Annotated in this window: 19 protein-coding genes; 2 read left to right on the top strand and 17 right to left on the bottom strand. The window is 41.3% G+C overall.

Annotated features, from left to right (window positions below; all coding sequences use genetic code 11):
* Window positions 1–874, top strand: an 874-nt coding sequence (locus Q4557_RS06635; protein WP_303411547.1) for a reverse transcriptase domain-containing protein, incomplete at its 5' end; no start/stop codon positions are given.
* A gap of 63 nt (window positions 875–937) precedes the next feature.
* Here Q4557_RS06635 and Q4557_RS06640 read toward each other — a convergent pair.
* From Q4557_RS06640 to Q4557_RS06675, 8 genes are all read right to left on the bottom strand, one after another.
* On the bottom strand, window positions 938–2,095 hold the full coding sequence (locus tag Q4557_RS06640; RefSeq protein ID WP_303411549.1) for an acyltransferase: 1,158 nt from the start codon (window positions 2,093–2,095) through the stop codon (window positions 938–940).
* A gap of 146 nt (window positions 2,096–2,241) precedes the next feature.
* On the bottom strand, window positions 2,242–2,973 hold the full coding sequence (locus tag Q4557_RS06645) for an SDR family oxidoreductase (protein ID WP_303411551.1): 732 nt from the start codon (window positions 2,971–2,973) through the stop codon (window positions 2,242–2,244).
* A 29-nt stretch (window positions 2,974–3,002) separates the two neighbouring features.
* A complete protein-coding gene (locus Q4557_RS06650) occupies window positions 3,003–3,542 on the bottom strand; it encodes a hypothetical protein (protein WP_303411554.1) in 540 nt (179 codons plus the stop codon).
* A 1,068-nt stretch (window positions 3,543–4,610) separates the two neighbouring features.
* A complete protein-coding gene (locus Q4557_RS06655; protein WP_303411556.1) occupies window positions 4,611–5,000 on the bottom strand; it encodes a ribosome recycling factor family protein in 390 nt (129 codons plus the stop codon).
* Window positions 5,001–5,240: 240 nt separating this feature from the next.
* A complete protein-coding gene (locus tag Q4557_RS06660; protein ID WP_303411558.1) occupies window positions 5,241–6,446 on the bottom strand; it encodes an OFA family MFS transporter in 1,206 nt (401 codons plus the stop codon).
* Between the two features lie 274 nt (window positions 6,447–6,720).
* Complete coding sequence (locus Q4557_RS06665; RefSeq protein ID WP_303411560.1) at window positions 6,721–7,491, bottom strand: LytTR family DNA-binding domain-containing protein; 771 nt, start codon at window positions 7,489–7,491, stop codon at window positions 6,721–6,723.
* An 18-nt stretch (window positions 7,492–7,509) separates the two neighbouring features.
* Window positions 7,510–9,156 (bottom strand): LytS/YhcK type 5TM receptor domain-containing protein, encoded by a 1,647-nt coding sequence (locus Q4557_RS06670; RefSeq protein ID WP_198589937.1) that lies wholly within the window; start codon window positions 9,154–9,156, stop codon window positions 7,510–7,512.
* Between the two features lie 139 nt (window positions 9,157–9,295).
* Complete coding sequence (locus Q4557_RS06675; protein WP_303411563.1) at window positions 9,296–9,679, bottom strand: MAPEG family protein; 384 nt, start codon at window positions 9,677–9,679, stop codon at window positions 9,296–9,298.
* A gap of 810 nt (window positions 9,680–10,489) precedes the next feature.
* On the opposite strand from Q4557_RS06675, the gene Q4557_RS06680 reads away from it, so the two are divergent.
* Window positions 10,490–11,923, top strand: a complete 1,434-nt coding sequence (locus Q4557_RS06680) for a hypothetical protein (RefSeq protein ID WP_303411565.1) — start codon at window positions 10,490–10,492, stop codon at window positions 11,921–11,923.
* Between the two features lie 150 nt (window positions 11,924–12,073).
* Here the strand turns inward: Q4557_RS06680 and Q4557_RS06685 are convergent, their stop codons facing one another.
* The 9 genes from Q4557_RS06685 to Q4557_RS06725 all read right to left on the bottom strand — a co-directional run bounded on the left by Q4557_RS06685 (window position 12,074) and on the right by Q4557_RS06725 (window position 22,249).
* Complete coding sequence (locus Q4557_RS06685; RefSeq protein WP_303411567.1) at window positions 12,074–13,402, bottom strand: PAS domain-containing sensor histidine kinase; 1,329 nt, start codon at window positions 13,400–13,402, stop codon at window positions 12,074–12,076.
* 63 nt (window positions 13,403–13,465) lie between these two features.
* Window positions 13,466–14,887 carry a sigma-54 dependent transcriptional regulator gene (locus Q4557_RS06690; RefSeq protein ID WP_303411569.1) on the bottom strand — a complete coding sequence of 474 codons (1,422 nt, stop codon included), beginning with the start codon at window positions 14,885–14,887 and terminating at the stop codon, window positions 13,466–13,468.
* A gap of 117 nt (window positions 14,888–15,004) precedes the next feature.
* Complete coding sequence (locus tag Q4557_RS06695; RefSeq protein ID WP_303411571.1) at window positions 15,005–16,213, bottom strand: FtsX-like permease family protein; 1,209 nt, start codon at window positions 16,211–16,213, stop codon at window positions 15,005–15,007.
* Between the two features lie 21 nt (window positions 16,214–16,234).
* A complete protein-coding gene (locus tag Q4557_RS06700; RefSeq protein WP_303411573.1) occupies window positions 16,235–17,548 on the bottom strand; it encodes an ABC transporter permease in 1,314 nt (437 codons plus the stop codon).
* A gap of 21 nt (window positions 17,549–17,569) precedes the next feature.
* Complete coding sequence (locus Q4557_RS06705) at window positions 17,570–18,298, bottom strand: ABC transporter ATP-binding protein (RefSeq protein WP_303411575.1); 729 nt, start codon at window positions 18,296–18,298, stop codon at window positions 17,570–17,572.
* A 104-nt stretch (window positions 18,299–18,402) separates the two neighbouring features.
* Window positions 18,403–18,636 carry a hypothetical protein gene (locus Q4557_RS06710; protein WP_303411577.1) on the bottom strand — a complete coding sequence of 78 codons (234 nt, stop codon included), beginning with the start codon at window positions 18,634–18,636 and terminating at the stop codon, window positions 18,403–18,405.
* Window positions 18,637–18,716: 80 nt separating this feature from the next.
* On the bottom strand, window positions 18,717–19,976 hold the full coding sequence (locus Q4557_RS06715) for an efflux RND transporter periplasmic adaptor subunit (protein WP_102476311.1): 1,260 nt from the start codon (window positions 19,974–19,976) through the stop codon (window positions 18,717–18,719).
* Window positions 19,977–20,265: 289 nt separating this feature from the next.
* The gene (locus tag Q4557_RS06720; protein WP_102520134.1) at window positions 20,266–21,114 is read right to left on the bottom strand and encodes a cobalamin-binding protein; all 849 of its coding nucleotides are present in this window, start codon (window positions 21,112–21,114) and stop codon (window positions 20,266–20,268) included.
* A gap of 97 nt (window positions 21,115–21,211) precedes the next feature.
* Window positions 21,212–22,249 (bottom strand): DUF2235 domain-containing protein, encoded by a 1,038-nt coding sequence (locus Q4557_RS06725; RefSeq protein WP_102438640.1) that lies wholly within the window; start codon window positions 22,247–22,249, stop codon window positions 21,212–21,214.
* Window positions 22,250–22,382 lie beyond the last annotated feature (133 nt).

A 22,382-nucleotide genomic window follows, 5' to 3' on the forward strand; every position in this document is an offset into this window, starting at 1 on the left:
CAAATTTGCCGTCGATGTTGATCTGTCTAAGTTCTTTGACCGAGTTAATCATGATCTCTTGATGACTCAACTTAGAAGTAAGGTGCAGGATAAGCGTCTGTTGGCGCTTATTGGTAAGTACCTACGAGCAGGTGTGATGGTCAATGGCCAATTTGAAGCAAGCTTTGAAGGTGTGCCTCAAGGTGGTCCACTCTCGCCATTACTCTCTAACATTATGTTGGATAGTCTGGATAAAGAGCTGGAAAGCCGAGGGCATAAATTCGCCCGCTACGCGGACGACTTTATCATTTTGGTAAAGTCTATTCGAGCGGGAGAACGAGTACTCAAGAGCATCACTCAATACCTTGCCACTAAGCTAAAACTGGTTGTTAATGAACAGAAAAGCCAAGTGGTTAAGGTAAGTCAAAGCAAGTTCCTAGGCTTCACATTTAATCGCGGGAAAATCCAGTGGCATGCTAAAACATTGCACATTTTCAAACAAAAGATGAGACGACTAACGAACCGAAATTGGGGCATTAGTATGGAATATCAGCTGTTTAAAGTGCGTCAATATATGCAAGGCTGGATCAATTACTTTGGCATCGCTAATGCTTATCAAGGGTGTGTCGATTTAGACCATTGGATCCGTCGTCGCGTACGTATGTGCTACTGGCGTCAGTGGCGAAAACCACGGACTAAGGTGCAAAACCTACTTAAACGTGGCGTCAAAATTCAAGTGGCCGTTGGTTGTGGTATCACAAGCAAAGGCCCATGGAGAAGTTCAAAAACACCAGGGATCCAGCAAGCGTTGAGTAATGAGTATCTGAAGAAAGCAGGATTATATTCACTAAGAGATGGATGGGTCGCAGTTCACTATCCTAACCAGAAAGTTTAGTTAGGTGTTCTAAATGAACCGCCCTGTGCGGAGCCGCATGCAGGGTGGTGTGGGGGCTGGAGGTTAGATACCTCCGGCTACCCGATTATAAGCCACTGGCACAACATTGTTTTTAGGCTTTAAACCAAACAAAAACCTTAAAATATTTGATGGTTTAATAAGATACCAACAAATTAGGGAGGTAACTAAAAAGGATAAAGCGAAAAGAGAAATAACCTTTAATAATATTGGTGCTTGCCATGCGATGACATAATAGCCTATTACCACAATTACGGTTTGGTGAAAGATATAAAAAGGGTAGATTAACTCGTTACTAAGACTTATCCATTTTGGTGTTTTTGTAAAATAGAATTGCGCATAACCTAAAATAGTTAAGAATGCAGACCATGCAACTAAGCAACAAACCAACCACCAAATAGACCAACGCATATCTAGTGACAAGTACTCACTTAAGTCAGGGGAGTAATAATAAGAATAAAAAAGTATCGTGCTAAATACTAACAACAGTAAATTATAAAATCGTTGGTCACATATTGCTTGCCAAATAATGTTGCTACGAACAAAGAGCATGCCGGAAATAAAAAAGAAAAAATAGAAAGCTGAGGAAGATAAATTTTCTATCTTTTTATCTTCAATTGGAAAAGTTAACGAAAAATACACTTTTATTATTATGAGTAATGTTACAAGTAGATATAGCCCTATTTTGTATTTTGACAATTTTTGTACAAAGTTAATTATTGATGCGCCTAAAGATGAGCTAAATAATTTGTTTAATGGGATAGCAAGCAAGAAAAACACAAAGAGATACTCTATGAACCAAAGGTGATTAGTTTCGAATTTTAAAGCAAGAGATGGGTATTCTTGCCAATATGATTGCATCTCAACAATATTTTCCATGTAAACTTGTGGAGGAATCACTAACAAAGAGCCAATCAAAAGGGGAATAAATAATCTTAGAAATTTGTCCTTGACAAATTTCACTACCGTTACCTTTGATAGCAAGATAACAGAGCCAACACCTGAAATAAAAAATAAGATTGGCAATCTAAATTGTTCAAAATACACCATGATATCATCGAGCATTTTGCTCGAATCGTTATTCATAATGTGCCAACCATCTCCATTAAAAGGCATGCACACATGATGAAGGAATACTGCAAAAATCAATATCACTCGTAGCCAATCTAATTCGGAAAACCTTACAGTGTTTTTCAATTCCATTTGATAACCTTATAATTTAACAGGTGCCATAATCTGCGTGGCTTATAACGCCGCAATATGGGGCGTCTTAAGCTTGGCTAAAATTAGCGAAGAATGAGCGTCAGCCAAACTTAAGACGTCCCATCCATAATTGCCTTGTTATACGGCTACTTACCACCTGCAATATCTACAAATGTACCAGTAACAAACGATGCCTCATTTGATAGTAGAAACGCAATCGAAGCAGCAACCTCATCAGGCGTACCACCACGTTGTAAAGGTATTAATGACTTTACACGATCAACTCTATTGGGTTCTCCACCATCTCCATGCATGTCAGTATAAATAAAGCCTGGTCTAACACAATTTACTCGAATATTTTGATTAGCAACTTCAAGCGATAAACCCGTTGTTAAAGTATCGATTGCGCCTTTTGATGAAGCGTAATCTACATACTCTCCTGCGCAGCCTAACCTTGATGCGGCTGAAGATACATTAACAATTGAACCACCATTTTTCATTCGGTTGATTGCTTCACGGGAGCATAGAAAATAACTTGTAATATTTGTAGTGAGTATTTTGTTAATTCTGTCTGCCGTCATTTCTGAAACACGCATTTGCGGTAATAATATACCAGCGTTATTTACCAAGTGTGTAATTGGACCTAATTGGTTATCAATTGTATTAAAAAGGCGAATTACATCATCTTCTTTTGAAACATCAGCTTGTACAGCGATTGCTGTACCGCCATCTTGAATAATATCTGTAACTACTTCATTAGCTTCAGATTCATTTGAGAGGTAATTAACACAAACAGCATAATTCTGCTTTGCTAAATATTTGGATGTTGCAGCACCGATCCCTCGACTACCGCCTGTAACTAAAACTATCGGCTTCATCAATACTCCATTTGCCGTATAACGCCTCGCTAAAGCGCGCGTATTTTTGCGTCGCCTTTCAGCGACTTGTTATGACTTTCGACCCATTTACCTATATTTGAGATTTGAGTCTCTAAGTCTTTCTTTAAATGAGGTGCACTACTACTTGTCCAAGTATCATCACACCAGTCACAGCTATTATAGAGATTTCCTAACCAATCAGGATAGTAAGCAACGTTATCGGGCAGCCCCCTAGAAGCACCCAAAAAACCACCATCAATTTTACCAACGACTCTACAAACATCCATTGGAGTAACTTCATCATTTAGATATTTAGTAGCTACTTTTATTAAGTGCTTAGCTGCCAAGATTTCAGCACTAATGGATTGCGGTGAAAAATCAGAATCCATTGATTTAGACAATTTTAGAAGAAGGCTTTCAAATTGATATTTATCAGCGTCAAGCAATTCAAATACTTCTTCAGGAATATCATCATTATTCTCAATGTATGAGTAGGCCCATTCCTTGATATATTCAAGATCAACTTGGTCATACCAACACTCAACTAGTATTTCCTGATAATTTTTCATAATTCAATTTGAGTCATAACAGCTTATTCAATAGCAGCACAATAATGTTCCAGGCTGCTCAATTCAAACTTCAAAGATACCATCGCTAAGTTATTGTTGTAAATCGAATATTTTCGCGAATACGTAAATAATGCTCAAAATACTGCCGGAAAAAGAATGCGTCTTTGTTTACGAGGTCTATACAACACTTTAAAAAATTTCGCAGTAGACTGATATGTATGGGTTTTCTAGAATGTTACAAAATTATCGATGCGTAAAAAGCTCATTTTACGCATCCTTTGGCGCCAGAATTATCTCAATTTGGAGAAAATCAGTTATACCTGTATAGGCAACCAGTCATTTGGACGACAAGTAAGGCGGTCATAATCGATTAGAAAAAGTGTAGTGGTATAGCGAATTTGGCCACTCTATTGAAGGTGATATTAGATTATTGAGGGTAAATACAAATGACTAAACCTCGAGAGATATCCATTTCAAACACATATCGGGGCATAAATGCGTTACAGCCACCAACTTTATACTTCGTTTATATTGGCTCTTTTTCAGTAGTCCATTACTTCAGTTTAATCTATTGCCTGCCGCAGGTGCTATATAGAATATACGAATGTCGCGATCACATAGTCAATGATGTTCCCTACATCATAATGACATCTAACCCATATCCCTATGGGTTAGATGTGTAACAGCGACCTTATGTGCAGATACAACTGCGAGACGCTGCACTCTTTATATAAGTCAAAAGGCCCATAAACTTTGCCACAACAAATGCCTGTTTTGGTCATATTTGTTCCCGACAAATAATGACTGTTCCCGCCATCCTTGGCAGTCAGAAGCTCGCTGCTGCATCAACACAGGGGTTATTATCTCTTCGATTTGACTGCATTCGTGGCAATAAAAGAGCTAACGTTAGAAATCTATAACATTAAAAGTCTAAAAGACTCAATTTGAATTGAGGTCATCGAGACTCTTTATTCCGAGAACTCGTGAGCTTGGCATGGAAGCCAATTCAAATTGTAATACTTCATCTAAACAGCAACATTGCCCTGCTTATAACACCTTAAAGCATCATCACCAAGAGTCAGCCTCAAAACGAGCCACTCTGGCTTCAGCCTCTGTGCAGCCGGTGCCTTGTATCAACTCAGCTAAGGTGGTACTCGGGCGTTCAGTGAGCAGGCGCACCAGTTTTACGGCTAATGGTTCTAACTTGTCACTATGTTCAAGCAGTGCGATGTTTAGCTTTTTAATCAGGTAGGCAAACTCATTATTAGTTTGCCCTGATAACTGTGCGGCAAAAGACTGAATATTAATGGCATCTCCCACGAGTTGCCAATTGCGAGAACGACGCACTCGCTTAAGCTCACAACCATATTGCGTAGCCATATCTTTAGCCTGCTTGGCGGCGCTGCCACCGATGCGATGAATAAGCGAAGGCAGTGCAATGGTGATATCTTCATTCATAGGAGGATTGGTTAATACTCATTGAGGGCCTTTGATTAATAATGAATCATACCCCAATAACACCAATCTAAACATGAGAAAGCAGCTTGGCGAGTTAAAGTGCACTACTTTTTCAAAGACTTAAGCTGACCTGTTTAAGTTCAGATAAAAAAACGCCGCATTGCTGCGGCGTAAAGGAGGTTGGAACGAAAAAAGCTTAACGCTATATTCAGACCTCTTGGCCCAATAGCGTAATTAAAACTAGCTAGCCATGGCTAAAGAAGGCTTGTTTTCTGGTAACTTCACCATGAAAGAGATGACGGTTGATAATACGATAAGTCCTAGCATTAAGTAGAAAGTCGGAACAAAGCCACCAAATAACGAAGCGACAATAGAGCCAATGATGCTGCCGATACCAAAGCCAAGATAAATAAAGCCATAAATTTTGGTTAAGTTGTTAAGGCCAAAGAAGTCACTCACTAGCGATGGGAACACAGTAATGGTGCCACCAAAACTAAAGGCGATACAGGCAACGGCTAAGTAAAAGCTCCACGCATTTAAGTGAACAAGTAACAGTGAACCGACACCCGCTAAACATACAATAAGCGCAATGCTGATGACTTTCATGCGATCCATTTTGTCAGATAACACACCAAGAACTAAACGACCTGAAAGGTTAGCCACCGCAATCACTGCCACTGCAGATGCTGCTGTTGCCATACTTAAATGTACGTAACCTTCGCCAATGTCTTTTGCCACACCAATCACGTATAAGCCACTCATACAGATGGTTAAAAAGATTAATGCTAGTACCCAAAACTGTGATGATTTCATTGCTTGCGCCAGTGTAAAGTCTCTGTTTGCAACGCTGTTTTCTGCGGTTGAGACTTCTTGAAGGGGGGCATCTTTCATCATTAATCCACCCGCAATGACTAGCACCATGGCAATCACAGCCCATGTATCAAATGTCATCGCCAAACCTGAATGGGTCAGCATATACATGTTGATGTATTTAAAGCCTAAACTGCCAAGGCCATAAGCACCAATAGCACAAGCAGACACTAAACCTTTACGTTCAGGGAATAATTTAACGCAGTTAGATAGGCTCATTAGGTAACCGGTACCATCAGCAAAACCCACTAACAGGCCACCACATACATATAGCATTAATAGGCTATCTGCATGCGCAGTAAGAAATAAGCTCGCGCCGATTAATAGCCCAGCACCAATGGTGACATTACGAACCCCAAAGCGCTCTTGTAACTTGCCTGACACTGACGAGGCCACGGCTAGTGATAAACTTAAAATACCGAAAGTAAACGCCACATTACTCACTGGAAGCGACAGTTTCTCAGCTAACGGGGCATTGAATAAGCTCCATGTGTATACCGAACCCAAGGCGAACTGCGCCAAAATTGTACCAATAAGCGTCATAATACGTGCTCGGTTTGATATTTGTGCTGACATAGTGTCACTCTCCACAGCAATAATTAATGATTAATTTAACAATATGGTGGTCAAAATACGGCTTTTTGAGAGGAAGACAAGAGTCTGAATTAACTAAAACATGAGCTGTAAAATAGCGGCATCAAATGCAATATATCGGCATGAAATGCATTTATGGGGGTTAAATGCTGAGTGAGCTTATCTGCAGTAGCAAGGGTGGTTGCATCGTTTTTTGAGTCGTCTTTATGGGTAGGCGGTGTTGAATAGTTCGTTAGCTAGCCAATGACAGCAGCGGTTATAAGTTCATCAGTGCTCGAAAGGTTTTTATGTTACTGCGACTCACCAGCACTTCACCGTCAATATCGCGCAGTTTTAACAGATAGGTGCTATTGGTCCAAGGGATGATCTCACGAATTTTATCGATATTAATGCAATAGGATCGATGGCAGCGAAAAAACGATTCGCTCGGTAAAAGTTCCATCAAATCAGTAATGGTATAAGGCACATGAAACGCCCCTTCGCGAGTATATACCTCAGTGATTTTTTCGTTGGCAACCGCATAATAAATATCATTAATATAGCTGACCACAATGCGGTTATTTTGGGTTAAATTAATGGTCCGATTAAGGCTGCTGGCCTTAGGCTTGGGCTTGTCGGTATTCACTGGCAAAGACTCGACATTGATATCTGCCGCTGGTAGGTGTTTTTGAGCTTGCTCAAGTTTTTGCAACACCCCAATAGCCCGCTGCTCATTAAAAGGCTTGAGCAAATAATCAAATGCTTCTAACTCAAAGGCATCTGCGGCGTGCTCTTTATAGGCAGTCACAAACACGATATGCGGCTTTTCAGAAAATTGATGAATGTTTCTCGCCAATAACATACCGTCAATGGATGGAATATTAATATCAAGAAATATCACATCCACTTTATTGCTTTGCAGGTATTTAAAAGCTTCAAGACCATCATCGAAGGTCGCTACCACTTCAATCTGACTATGGGTTGCGATCAAATAAATCAGCTCTTCTCGTGCTAGGTATTCATCTTCTACAATCAAGGCTTTTAACATAGTCCCCCCTATAGTCTTCTAATGAATGAAAAAAGACATCTCAGTGCCTTTTGTCAATGCAGTAATCTCTAAGCCAGCACCATAGAGTAGCTTTAACCTTTGGTGTACATTCATCAAGCCGATGCTCGTGCTGTCTATGGTTCCTTGGTGCAACTTATCAATCAAAGCCGGATCGATGCCAACCCCAGTATCACGAATGGTAATTTTCACCCGATCATCTTGCTGCTTTTTAACCGTAATCAGCACCTCACCAGGATAAGACGCAGGCTGAATGCCATGTAAAATGGCATTTTCCACCAGCGGCTGTATCAGTAAGCTTGGCACACAAGTGTGTACATCATCAATATCAAAGCTGACGGTTAATTTAGGCCCAAATCTCGCCTGCTCAATCGCGGCATAATCCCGCACCTGTTGCAGCTCTTCTTGGATATCTATCAGCTCATCAGTGTGATCTAAATTAAAGCGCAAAAAATCCGCTAGTTTGGCGATCAATTCTCGAGCTTGCTGAGGCCGAATACGTATTAACGTAGAGATAGCATTGAGGGCGTTAAATAAAAAATGCGGATTAATTTTACTTTGCAGCGCCGAAAACTCTGCTTTTGAGGCCATGGTTTTTAACTGTTCGATGCGCGACACTTCCATTTGGGTAGAAATCAGCTGCGATAATCCCACCGCCATTTCCCGCAGTGAAGACTTAATTTGATAAGGCTCACGGTAAAATATTTTTAAGGTACCAGTAACGACATTGTTCTCCATTAATGGAATGATTAACAATGAATGAAAGTCATGGGCATCAAGGTTATTGCTAATAATTTGTTTGCCTGTGGCAACGGCTTGCTCGGTCATCTCGTTAATTTTATTGTGGGGCTCTAGGTAGTTTTCTTGACCTATACCCACATAAGCCAGTACTGAGGTGGTATCAGTTATCGCCACCACATCCGCTTGTGTATCAAGGCGGATGATCTGGCAAACCGCAATTAACGACTGACGATCATTTTGACGAAAATAAGGTAAGGTTTTATTGGCAATATCTAAGGCCAATTTTGCCTGCTGCGCAGCAATCCAATCTTTTTCATCGTCAATATCTTGCACTAACTTGATAATCAGCCCAATGGACACAGTGCCCAATATCATCGGCAAACCAATGTGACGCACAATCACCATTGCCTGCTCATAATCATCTGAAAACACCACAATCAGCACCATGGTCAGCACCTCGCAGATAACCCCCGCTAAAATGCCATACCAGGTATAGTGTTTTTTATCGACACCGACATGTATCCAACTTGCCAGAAAGCCTGCAAAAATACTCGATATTAAACAGGCGGTTGAAGTCGCGCCATCAAGATCAATTAAGTAACGATGCAGCCCTGAGATGATACCTGCTGGGATCCCCACCCAAGGGCCAAAAAGGATACCGCCAGATAACACTGCAATAATACGCACATTAACCAAGGAGCCATCGACCTCAATGCCGGTGTAGGTGCTCATAACCGCAAATAAAGTAAATAACAGCGACATCATCGCCATCTCAATCGGTTTTCGATTTGGTTTGGTGATGATTTTTTGAAAGCTGCGGGTGCGAGTGAGCAAAAACAGCAGCATCAGCATTAAGGCTGCCCGTTCAAATACGGCGATTAACATCATTAATTGCTCGGTATACATAGCAGCGCCTCTAATAAACCTAATTGATAGCAATAGGTATAAGAATTATATGATGAAATTTTTACAATGCCAGTATTTGACCTTAAAGGTAATTGTAGAAAGGTTTATATCGATTAAAGAAGTTTAAAATTTTCCAAGCTTAAAACGCTTGCCAAAAAATACCGAACGAACTGAAAATTGCTACAAACCAAGAAACCGAGCGCAAAGTCGATAGTCCTTTTAAATAAAGTAAATGGTAAACCACTCTGGCTGCCACATGCACCATAGCTAAGCTAGTGACGGTTGCATTAACATTATCGGTTGCGATCGCGGTTAAACTACACAATCCAAAAACGATCAAAGATTCAAAGGCATTTTGATGCCCAGCAACTGCCCTTGCGCCAAAACCAGTTAACTTGGCTTGTTGCGCCCGAGGGTGATCGTTGTCATAGCCGCCCAGTTTTGCCATCGCAACGGCTACTGGCCCTTTAGCTAAATAAGGTAATAAGATTGTGATAAACAGACAAATTAATAACGTTTGCATAAAAGGTGTCCGAGAAAATTTAATGAGGTGAGTAGCTAGTAAATCATTAATTACTTTTTTAGCCCAATGTTTTATTCAGCTAATGTTTTATAAATAATTGATTACCCATGGACCATTCCACCCTGTAAAACCGTTACTACTAACTTATGCACAGTCATCAGAATTTATTTTAAACAAAGTGATTCATTATTAAGCCTTTAAAATCAGAAACACACCTTGGTTAAATTAGCTGTCAGTCATAACAGCCTAGTAACAGCTTCACCAATGCAACTGATACAGCGCCCTGATTGAGGTTACTAAAGGTAATCCTCCAGCAATGAACCCCAGCCTACTGACAGCATAAATCTAACCATTTTATGCACAATATCGATAAGTTATACTTTAGCTAAATTCTTTAGCTCAAAGCTTTAGATCAAAGCTTTAGCTGAGTGCTCTGTTCACTGCAATTTGTGCCACTGTCACGATCGCAACCCTTCACGCGTTCAGGGTTTGTCAGTCATTGCTAATAAATAGATAAACCATTGGCAGATTATGACTCTAATACTCGCCACCCTAGCTGTATCATTATCAAACAACAACAGTTGTTTTTATGCACATTTTTTAACTACTTATTCCTAAAAATCTTTTGACACCTTTGTTAATGAATTGTTAAGTTAGAGCTTGTACTCCAGCTGATAATGAATTGGAGTGACAAAAATAACCTCATGAAAAAGAAGGCTAATTGATTAGTTACTTTTAACCATCGTGTATGTAATGACGTTTATTTCGTGATGGATAATAATAAAAACACCCACAAGGAAGCGCTAAATTATGAACAGATTACTGGTTCTCATTTTACTCTTTGTCAGTTTACAAGTTTCAGCTAAATCGTTACCACCGATACTCGATCATCTGCCTGTGTGCACGCCAACAGTGATCGATGGCATCTATGTGGAAAATACCCTTAAAAATAGCTCAAATGATAAATTAATAGAAACCAGCTTTCGCCTGATCCAGAAAAAAGCCAAACAAAAGCGGGTCGATGCCGTCATTATTACTAATTTAATTGAAGCCAATAAAATTATTATCACTGCTGACTTAATTGATTTTTGCGACGAAGATGACCGGTTATCTTCGGTGAAAACTGCTTATAATCAACTTAGTCGTAAACCCATTAGCTTAAAAAAACCGGCGCCAGCCACTAAGGTTTCAACAGCAGCAACGACCAATCGCATTACAGCTAAACCCAAAACGACCACTGCGCCACAAGTCACTTTAGCGCAGTCACAAATTAGCCCTGCGATTACAATACTGTCAGAAAAAGAATTATCTAGCCTTGCAAGAGAAGCAAGCTTTCCTTCAACTAATGTGACTCTATCTAGCGCCTACGGGGTTAGCATTGATGATTCAACCCAACGTCTGATTGAATTACTAGGTCCTGCCAGCGCTTTATTTACCCTAAAAGATCAATCCCAAGCATGGCTATATGGCCGCGAGCTGTGGTTTATTATCGACAACAATAAAATTCAGCAAATATCCTATAAAGATCGCTCATTACTTAACTACAATGGCAAAAATTTAATTAGCTACAACGAAAGGTTTGATAATAACTGGCTGATTGATGATAAAGCCGGATACCGTGATGAAGTACTGCAAGTGCGCAATAAGCTTGATTATTTAAAGCAAACCAGTACTGAAGAATATATCGTCTCCAATCATAACAACTTACTGACGTTAGAGTTTGATGAGTTTTCTTCTATCACCAGCGATGAGCCTGAATTACTGCTCACAGGTTTCACCTTTAAATCAAGAAAATACAGCCGTGATAATGATGAGATATTATTTTCGGAGCTCAATAGCCAAAAGTTAACTGAAGTACTTTTACCTACTGAGAACAATCAACCCAGCACGCTCGATGCGCTAGTTAACCGTTTTGTGCCTAATGTTATTCAATTTTCAAACAACGGCGTTTGGAGTTTAGTGTCAAAAAATGTGCAGGTTAAGCATTACAATAATGTCATTCAAAAAGTAAAACTCTCTGAGAGTATTAACTACCCTATTGAGTCTGATGAGCAGTTTATGGCTTATTTAAAATCCATTAATATCCCAGCCACCCGTGAAGCTATGTTGGCACACTTTAGCGATCAAGCCAGTGCATGGTATGAGATCATTAATGTCGAAAGTGATGACTTTGTATTAAAAGCCGAGTTCACCTCTGAAGATGATGATGCGATGTTGATTTCATTGGAAGTTGAGTATTTATAAACAGCTCTTATACGTAGCACTTATCAATAACAATCATCACTCGCTTAAACAGTGATATTGTTATTAATACTATGATTAACACTTCAAAAAAGCCCAATAGAGACTATCTATTGGGCTTTCTTTATTCTTACCGTTATTAACTAAGTACGACTACTCATTTGGCAGCCACAATTTAACGCTTAAGCCTTTCTCTTTACGATTTTGCATGGTGATATGGCCACCATGAGCTTCAACTATTTCGCGGCATAAGGGCAAACCAATGCCTGTGCCCGATTGTTTAGTTGAATAAAACGGTAATAAGGCTTGAGATAACACCTCGCTAGACATACCTAAACCGTTATCTTCAATGGTGATCACCACCCCAACTAGCGGATGACTGACCTCTAGAAACGCCACCGTGACCCCATCTTTATCAGCCCCAGATTCTTGGGCATTTTTAAGCAGATTGATTAACACTTGCTCTAATTGCACACAGTCTAAGGCAATGGCTTGTTGCGGCAATGCTGAAGTTAAACTGAACCGATACTGCTGGGCTAACTGCTCGATTAAATTGTCCCAATTAACTGGCGATCTTTTAGGTAAAGGCAGCTTGGCAAATTGGGCATAATGGGAAATAAACTGGCTTAAATGGGCGGTGCGATTTTCGATGGTATCGAATATCAGCGCTAATCTTTGGTTATCAAAATCTTTGGTTAACACTCTGCCAGAATTGACCATTGAAGCAATAGGCGCCACAGAGTTATTCAACTCATGACTGATAATGCGGATGACTTTTTTCCACACCGCTACTTCTTGGCGATTAAGTTCTTTGGTTAATTGTTTAAGTAAAATTAAATGGTGACGTTGATTATTTTGATTAAATTGCCCACGGGAGATATGCCATGTTTCGATTTCACCCGCGCTATCATCGCTTAACCCTTCGCCATTGGCATCAATGGAAAACAAGCCTTCATGTTCACTCTCTAATGCCTGCTTTAACGCGCTTGGTAACACTGCAATCAGCTCTGAAAGCAACATGCCTTCAATTCTAATCCCCTGATTAAATAAGTGTCTGGCAGCATCGTTAGCATAAATAATTCGCTGATTATCATCCACCAGCAACATGATGTTAGGCGAGTTTTGTATCACTTTATCGAGCATTAATTCACGCTGATAAATAAACTGCCGCTCTTTTCGCAGCTTGGCCGAGGCTTGATTGTATAAATCGGCCAGTTCATTAAGTTGCGGCTCAGCATATTCAGGTAATGACACACTAAATTCATTATCTTTAAAGTTAAGTAAGCCGACTTCTAATGCTTGTAAGCTTTCGCCCAGTTGACGAGTCAGGTACATACTGATGAGAAAACACAGGCCCAAGCTCACAGCCACCGCGGCCCATACTGACTCATCCCCAAGCCATTGCCACAGACCGTAAGCCAGCAACAACGACACTAAGGTGCAGGCTAAATTTGACAGTACCAGTTTGTTCCGTAGGCTCATTTAAGGTTTGTTCTCTAAGTTGATTTTCATACTGGTTTTCCATAACCACGTTGCTGAGCAAAATTACTTATTCACTGACAAGCCATACTTTTCCATGCGCCGATACAGTGCTTGGCGGCTTAACCCCAGTGCTTTAGCGACTCTGGAAATAACCCCACTGTGCGCCACTAACGCTTGTTCAATTTGTTGCTTATCAGGCTCTACAGTGGTGTTTGTCGACGTAACTGTGTGGTCTTGAGTTTGAAACTCTTTAGTAAGAGGTACGTTGTGCGATGAAGTCTTTGTTAGTGCATTCTGCTCTGTCAGCGTTTGCAACATTGACAACCCCAAATCAGCACAGCTTAGTTGTGATGATTTAGCCAGTAATACCGCCCTTTTACAGACATTTTCAAGCTCACGTACATTGCCCGACCAAGGATGATTTAACAGCGCTTGCTGCGCCTGTTTATCAAAGCTAAATGTCTCCCCGACAAAGAAACTGGCTAAAGGTAATATGTCATCAATGCGCTGATTAAGCGGCGCTAACGCTAGTTCAATAACATTTAAGCGATAAAATAAATCTTCTCTAAACTGACCATTAGCAATGTCTTCGGCTAAGTCGGCATTGGTAGCACTAATAACACGGACATTAACCTTGCGAGTTTGATGACTGCCTAAGCGCTCAAACTCGCCGGTTTGTAAAACCCGCAATAACTTCACTTGCCCTGATAAAGGCAAGTTACCAATTTCATCTAAAAATAAGGTACCACCATCAGCGGCCTCAAAACGGCCAATACGTGCTTTATTTGCGCCAGTAAAAGCCCCCGCTTCGGCGCCAAACAGTTCAGCCTCTAATAAATCCATTGGTAAGGCGCCAATGTTCACTTTGATAAACGGCTTATCTTTTAACAATGAATTGGCTTGAATAATGTCAGCTATTTTATCTTTACCTGCGCCATTGGGCCCGGTGATCATCACCGACACATCAGAGCGCGCCACTTGCAGTGCTAAGTCAATGCAACGTTGCATGGCGCCGCTGCCAAACACCATACCGCATAAATTAGCGTCTTTAATGGCGCTCATGCGTTCTGAATCAAGCCTAGACAATTGATTATTCTGTTTTGATAGGTGATAAATTGATAACAAATTACTGATGCTATTTAGCAGTTTGGCATCATCCCAAGGTTTACCCATGTAATCAGCAGCCCCAGCTTTAACCAGCTCAACCGCGGTTTCTAGCTGAGTCCAGGCGGTCATTAAGATGATAGGTAAATTGGGTTGTTGTTCCCGTAAGGTATAAAACAACTGGCGGCCTTCTTCACCAGAGGTGGTGTCCTGGGTGAAGTTCATATCCTGGATAACCAGGCTGATATCTTGCTCTGCAACAATCTGCAAAGCCTGCTCTGGGGTTTCGCAGCTTAATGATTTATAGCCATGAATATCCAACATTAATGTCAGAGCGCTACAAATGGCATGATTATCATCAACGACTAAAATACTATCCATGTGTGTTCATTGTTCTCTTTTTTAGGGATACCCTTATGGGGTTCAAACTACCGTAAAATAGCCTCATTTACGAGGGTATCTTACGGTTTACTCGAGCATTCAGTTTAACTAGCTTGCCTACACGCTGCGGGTTGCCATAGCAGGTGAAATACTTGAGGCGCGAACGGCAGGAATAATAACAGCGAGTGTCGTCACCAACAATAAACCCACCACAGCAGAGATGGGGTAAACACTGGGCAGCGTAGGCAGGCTATATAGCGTCATTAATTGTTGACCTAATTGCATCGCCAGTAAGCCACCGATAATACCGCCAGCAATACAAATCAAGTAGTTTTCCACCATAAAGTAACTGACTATATCGCGCTTTTTAGCCCCTAATGCACGGCGAGTACCAATCTGTTTAGTGCGGCGCTGAATGTTAAACATCACCATTCCAGTCAAACCTAATGCAGTAATCAATAGCAATAGCACCACCATCATACTCAGCACTGTCGCCATTAAACGGTGATTACTATAGGTCTGTTTTTTAAGGTCTGACAGCGAGGTAAAATCAGCAATAACCCGATTCGGGTTTTCAGCATGAAAAGCCTTGGTGATGACCGCTTCCAAATCTGCTATATGCTCTGGTAATGCTCGCACCATATAGGTTTTATTGGCACTTTGACCACCAAAATCAATATTTTGCATCACACTGTATTCAAAGTTATCACTATTGATCCAAGCGCCTTGCAGCTTTTCAATCACCCCGATAATTTCAATGGGACTCTCACCTTGATACATGACTTTACCAATGGGTGATTCATCGCCCCAAATCGCTTTGGCTAATGGCTGAGACACCATCGCCAACATACCGCTGTCATCTAAACTGTCATTCATTTCTTCAGGTCTAAAATTACGTCCTTGAACGAGTTTAGCTCCCATGGTATTGAGCAGGTGCTCACTGCCTAAATAAAAAGCAAAACTAGGCGTTTGTTTAGCCGTTTCAGCATCGGGGCCATCGCTATAAATATCTGACCAACCGCTATTACTTAATGGCATCATATTGGCAGATGATGCATCGATGACATTAGGCAAACTGCGTAATATTTGTTGATCAACCTTGTTTTGTTCAAGGTTATCAATGGCTGGGTCAAAGTTATAAACATTAAATTTAAAGATTTGCTCTTCAGCGTAACCAGAGTCGCGCTGCATCATGGTTAAACGTTCATGAATGATAAAACTGGCATTAGCCACAATCGCTACTGAAAGCATGATTTGCAGTAACAACAGTACAGGCGCGCTCTTACTGCGCAATAAACTCGATATAATCGGTTTGATATGTAACATGTCGAATTCCTTTTTTGTTGGCTATTGCGCTTTTAAGTACACACTTGGTTTAGTACGGCACACCACCCATGCAGGATAAACACCCGCTAACACCGCCGTTGAAATGGCAATTAATGGGGTAATAATCCACATAGTGCTATCAAGTCCTGCCACACTGGCATCAACATTAAACTGTGACTCAAGCAGGGTTAATGCTCCCCAAGCCCATAACAGCCCAACCACACCACCGATAAAGCCAATAATGCCCACCTCAACCATATATTGGCTGAATATTTGTCTGCGGCTAGCACCAATGGCGCGGCGTACGCCGACTTCTGGGGCGCGTTTTAAAAATTTAGTGAGTAGTAAACCTAGAATATTGACTAAACATACCGTCAAAAATAATACACTCAACCCGACGAGTATTTTGTTATCCCGTGGCACAACTTCACTATCCACTAACCACTTCTCAATATCGCTAATTTGCACAGCTTCAGCTGGGGTTTTGGCGGTATCAGTAAAGCGGCCAAAGCTGCGCTGTTGTTCAACATACTGGCTAAGCCAACTTTTATACTGCTGCTTCTCTGCATCTGTTTTTAATAGCGCCCAAAAATGAATCCACGCTTTTTCAGAATTTAATCTATCTTGATAGGTCACCATCGGCTCAAATTTCCAGCCACTGGTATTACCCCAGACATCAAATTCTTCTAGCGGGGTTATTGAAAATGGAATGTAGATTTCTTCAGCGTCACTAAAAGGTTCATTGGTTGGGTCGTAATATTTAGGTTGCGGATTCCAGTCCTTAATGACTCCAACGATTTGATATGGCTTGCGGTTTAAGTAAATGGTTTTGCCGACACTATTAACCCCATCAAAAAAGCTTTGATTTAGTTTCTCGCCTATCACCACTTGATAAGTAGGCTGAGCATCGACACTCTTGTCCCAGCGATCACCGTATAAAAAAGGCACCTCAAAAATAGTAAAAAAGTCACTATCGGTAACCCGCACACCTTTCAATACTGGCTGTATTTCTGGATCCTCTGACTGCATGGCCAACCCTGTTCGAAATGAGGCTGCCTTTATCGCTAACTCATTATTATTACGAAGGTTGATCACATCGGTATAAGTGAGGTTAGATTGAAAATCATCCCATGAATCTAATCCTTGGCTCCACAGCTGCACCGAGTTAATTTGCTCGCTACGCTCCCCTGCGGGGTTATAGGACATGGTTTTATAGACATTTAAGGTGGTGATGGTAATACCAATGCCAATAGATATGGCTAATATCATTAGCAATGACAACATGGGTGTTTTCTTGATGCTGCGCCAAGCAAGATCGCAATAGTATAAAAACATAGTGACTCTCCTACTCGGTCATTAAGCGCCGTTAGCGGCTTTTTGTAAGTCGGCTACCACACTGTGGTCAGCTTGTTGATACATCGAAAAATCACAAACCTGGCCATCGACAATTTGGATATTGCGCTGAGCGCGGCGAGCAAGTTCGGCATCATGGGTTACCATAATAATGGTGGTGCCTGACTGATTAATATATTCTAATAACTCCATCACTTGGCGCGCCATTAAGCTGTCTAAATTACCTGTTGGTTCATCGGCAAGTAAAAAGCGTGGCTCACCTGCCAGCGCGCGAGCAATAGCAACCCTTTGTTGCTGTCCGCCAGATAGTTGCGTCGGTAAATGCTTCATTCTGGCAGCAAGACCGACTTGTTCTAATGCTGATTCCACACGGCGCTTGCGCTCAGCCTTATTAAAGCCACGATAGCGCAGCGGTACTTCAACATTTTCAGCTAAATTCAAATCAGGAATAAGGTTAAATCCTTGGAAAATGAAACCAATTTTTTCATTGCGAACTTGGGCACTTTTATTGTCATTAAGGTTTGATACATTGACGCCATCAAGGTGATATTCGCCGTCAGTAAAACCTTCAAGCAAACCTGCAATATTCAAAAAGGTGGTTTTACCTGAACCTGATGGCCCTGTTACAGCAACAAACTCACCTTCTGCCACTTCAAGGTTAAACTCCCGTAATGCATGGGTTTCGACTAAGTCCGTTTTAAATACTTTGCTAATATTTTTCATTGATAACATTGTTGTATTTCCTTGTTTAACTCGGCGGTATTTCATACCACTTCAAGTTCAATTAATTTGTTTAACCTGCCATATATGATCGATATGGCATGATTGAATAGGCGTTAAAAAATCACCACTATCTGTAATACTGAGGAGATGTCGAGCTTGATGAAGGCGTTAACTAAGTCATTCTGAACCGCTTCAGTCGCGCTATCTGACACTTGAACGGTTAAATCAATGAGCTGAAAAGTGAATGACAACCAGTCTAGGCTGGCATCTATACGATAACTCACCGCTAAACTTAAAAGCATCAAAGCCATCACGCTAATAAAGGGTCTAGTTTGTAATTTTTTCATGGTCGTATCCTTACCGAGCTTGGATTAAATTTGTTGGATAAAATTTAAGTTTTTATAAATTCTGATTATCTAATTTGAGCTTATCTAAGCTGAATAGTGTCATCGTTACTAAAAGCTTCGGTGCCTGAAATTACCCACACATCACCTTCTTTACCGCCTTCAATCACTTCCACCTGACTCATACTTCTCACACCTAAAGTCACGGCCGTCTTTTGGGCTATATCATCAGTCAATAAATAAGCTGTTGAGCCACCGCGATTTAAAAAGTCGCCGCGCTTAACCATTAATACATTGGGGCGGTTTTCCAGTAATACTCGAGCCGATAAGCGCTGATTTTGACGTAATGACAATTGCTCATCAGCATCAAAGCGAACTCTGGCAGTGACTTCACGGTTACGCACTTCTGGTGAGATTGAGGACAATTGCCCCATGACATTGATATTGCCAAAGCTCAGCTCTACATCCATGCCGATACCTAAGTCATCAGCATAAGATTCAGGTACGGCGAGCTCTGCTTCAAAGGCACTTAAATCCACCACGGTTAAAATAGGTTGGCTGGCACCAATACGGGCTTTTTGCTCCACCAGCCAGTTACCAATAATGCCTTTCACTGGGGCTTTAATGTTAAGCGCACCAAGTTGACGGGCTAACTCCTTGACCACTAACGCTTGTCTAGACACTTCTTCGGCACGATTTTTAAGCTCAAATGCTAAGGTATCGCCCATTAAGTCAACTTCGGCAATGGCATGTTGATGCAGCAATTTTGCTTTGTGCAGATCATCCTTACCCTTTTCAAAATCGATTCGACTAATCAAACGGCTTTCAATCAGTTGATCGCCGCGGCGACTTTCACGATCTGCCGCCTCTAAGTCCACTTTGGCCATGTCTAACACTTGGCTAACTCTGAGTTGTTCTCGGCGAGCATCTAACTTGGCCCGTTCTAAATTACTTTCCATTGCCCCATACAATGATTGCTGCTGCTCATAAGAATTTTGTAACTTAGGGCTTTCTATTTGAGCAACCACTTGACCAAGTTCAACGATATCGCCAGGTTGGCTCAGCATAGTCACCACACCTTGTTCAGTGCTATATAAAACAGGTGCATTAGCAGCAACGATTTTACCGGTGGTGGCAATATCACGAACCAAAGTGCCGCGAGTCAGTGTCGCTAGCCTTAAGTCAGTTGCATCAATTGAGCGAATATTATTGTCATGTCCTAAGCTTGCCCACACCAACGCACTCATCAACAAGCCAAGGGTACCAATCACTAATGGCATTTTTAGCTTATTGGTTAGCTTTGGCTGAATAACCTTATCTTGTCCGCTGGTATCTTTAATCATCGTCTTTCCTAGAATGTGTTAATGCATGCGCTAATAGATGCTGCATTTATGATTCATATTGCATTGGATATAGCACAGGCTGTGCCATAAATTAAATAATGATATTAATTAGATGCTTAAGATATTTTAATTATACGACCAACAATCGAAAGTGTCCGCGGACACCCTGTAAAGTGTCCGCATTAAAATGAGAAGTGTCCGCATTAAAATGAGAAGTGTCCGAAAACAAAAAAGTGTCCGCGCGGACACTTTTGGGCAATCTATATTGAACAGCTTAATTCAAGCCGCTTTAGGGCTGACGCACTTTATCCAATGCACTACACAAGGCTTCAACACCTAAAATAGCCCGTGGTGAGGCGCGATGCAGTACATCAGCATTGAGTTGATAAATGTGCTGATTTTTAACTGCGGGTAATTCTGGCCACTGTGACCAATCAACACCAATAACGTTGCCCTCATCTTGGCTTTGTAAAATCACTTCTGCCATGGTGAGCAATACATTCTCAACGCTTACTTGCGGGTATTCACTGGCTGCATCGATAAAAACATTTTCACCATGACAAGCTTCGATAATATGCTCTATCCAACTGCCTTTAGATACTGTCATTAACGGCGTTGACCACAACTGGTAAAACACTTTTACTGGCGACTTTAATTGATTTTCAGCGCGGATATCCGTTAGCTGCTGACGATAGTTTGCTGCGACTTTCGCCGCTTTATCTTGATTACCCGTAAGCTCACCCAATTGTTCTAATTCATTGGCTACATCATCAAGGCTTTTAGGATCGCTATTAAACACCTTAAAGCCTAGCTGAGTTAGCTGGGTGATATCGTCCATTTTATTGCCGCTATTCCACACCACGATTAAGTCAGGGTTTAGCTCTAACACTCGCTCAATTTGAATACCGTAGTAACCACCGATACTGGGAATAGACTTTGCTGCCTCTGGAAAATCAGTATGATCAGTAGTGGCAACAATAGACTCGCCAGCACCGATGGCATAGAGCATTTCAACCGCGTGGGGCGAAAGCGCTATGATACGTTTAGCGGGTTCGGCTTCTTTTGTCTTAGCGTCTAAAAAAGGACTTACCACAGTGGTGATGATAAAAAAGATACTGATGGAAATTCGTGACAACATGCTTTTCCTTTGAAAAAATACACTGGGGTTATTGGGTCAATGCTATCCCAGACTCTATCTGCAACCGACTATTACTTCAAACAACTCAGTCAATGAGCTACTCAATGAGTGTATCAGGCCAACCGTGAGTATCGATGTAAGCTTGTAAGTTTTTAGGTCTATATTTCATGTCAGCATCCCATCTTTGTTTCACTGATTGATGTATCCAAATAGGTTTCTCGCAGTCAGTTAGCGGGCGATGATATTCACCACGAATACGATACACATGCTTTTTAGACTTATGCTTGGTCGCCATAGGATTAGGGCGCAAACTGTCATGCAAATGGGTCTCAAATGCTAAGTCAAATTCACTGGCTTGTTGCATCATCCATTTAAGCGCGATATCCGATAAACAGCTCTGATCATCATCAGGCTTATAACTGCCGCCTATATTACTGTGCACCCCTGCAAACCACACTTGTTGAATATTCATGTTGCTGCGAGGCTGCCAAATGGTGGGTCTAAAGTCGTCACGCACTTCATCAATGGCCAAAGCATGGCGCGCTACGCTAACATTACGCCCAAGCTTAGTGTCGTAAAACTCATCTTTATCTTCAAATAAGCCTAAAAATGAGAATGGAATTCCCATGGCGCCGACGGTATCCCACACCCCAACAAATTTGACCTGCCTTGATGGGTAACTGTATTGCTCACGAAAAGCGATGGATTTTGCGCCATCAGGCTTATAAGGTTTTGATTTGGATTTATAGTGCTCAAACGCCGCTTGAATTTGATTGGCATCGGGGCGCTTTAGAATGCCGCAGTTATTAATTAAGCCGCATAAACTGCGCACGGTATAAGCGCCGCGGCTAAAACCAAACAGATATATTTCATCGCCTTCGTGGTAGTTTTGTACGATATAGCGATAACAATCCATAATGTTCTTTTGAACACCACTGCCGGTTATGCCACCAGATACTGAGTCATAATATGAGCCGACGCCCCAATCGTAAAACACCTGTTGCGCCACTCCATCATCGGCAATGGGCTTAATGCCTCTGGCAATACGTAGCACATTGGTGGGAAAGTCTTTTTTAAGATCTTTCTCTGGACGGTTCCAGGTGCCATCGGCACAAATAACAATACGTTTTTTCATCATTTCTTCCTTGAATTACAGTAAGTGAGTGCTAAGCAATTAAATAGTATTAACCCTTACTACCGAATAAAGCTTCGACCTTTAGACAATAGTCAGCCAGCCCTAACAAGGTTTACTCTAACTCAGCTATAAA

Source organism: Shewanella sp. 5_MG-2023 (genome assembly GCF_030547465.1).
In the GTDB taxonomy this organism is placed as follows: Bacteria; Pseudomonadota; Gammaproteobacteria; order Enterobacterales; family Shewanellaceae; genus Shewanella.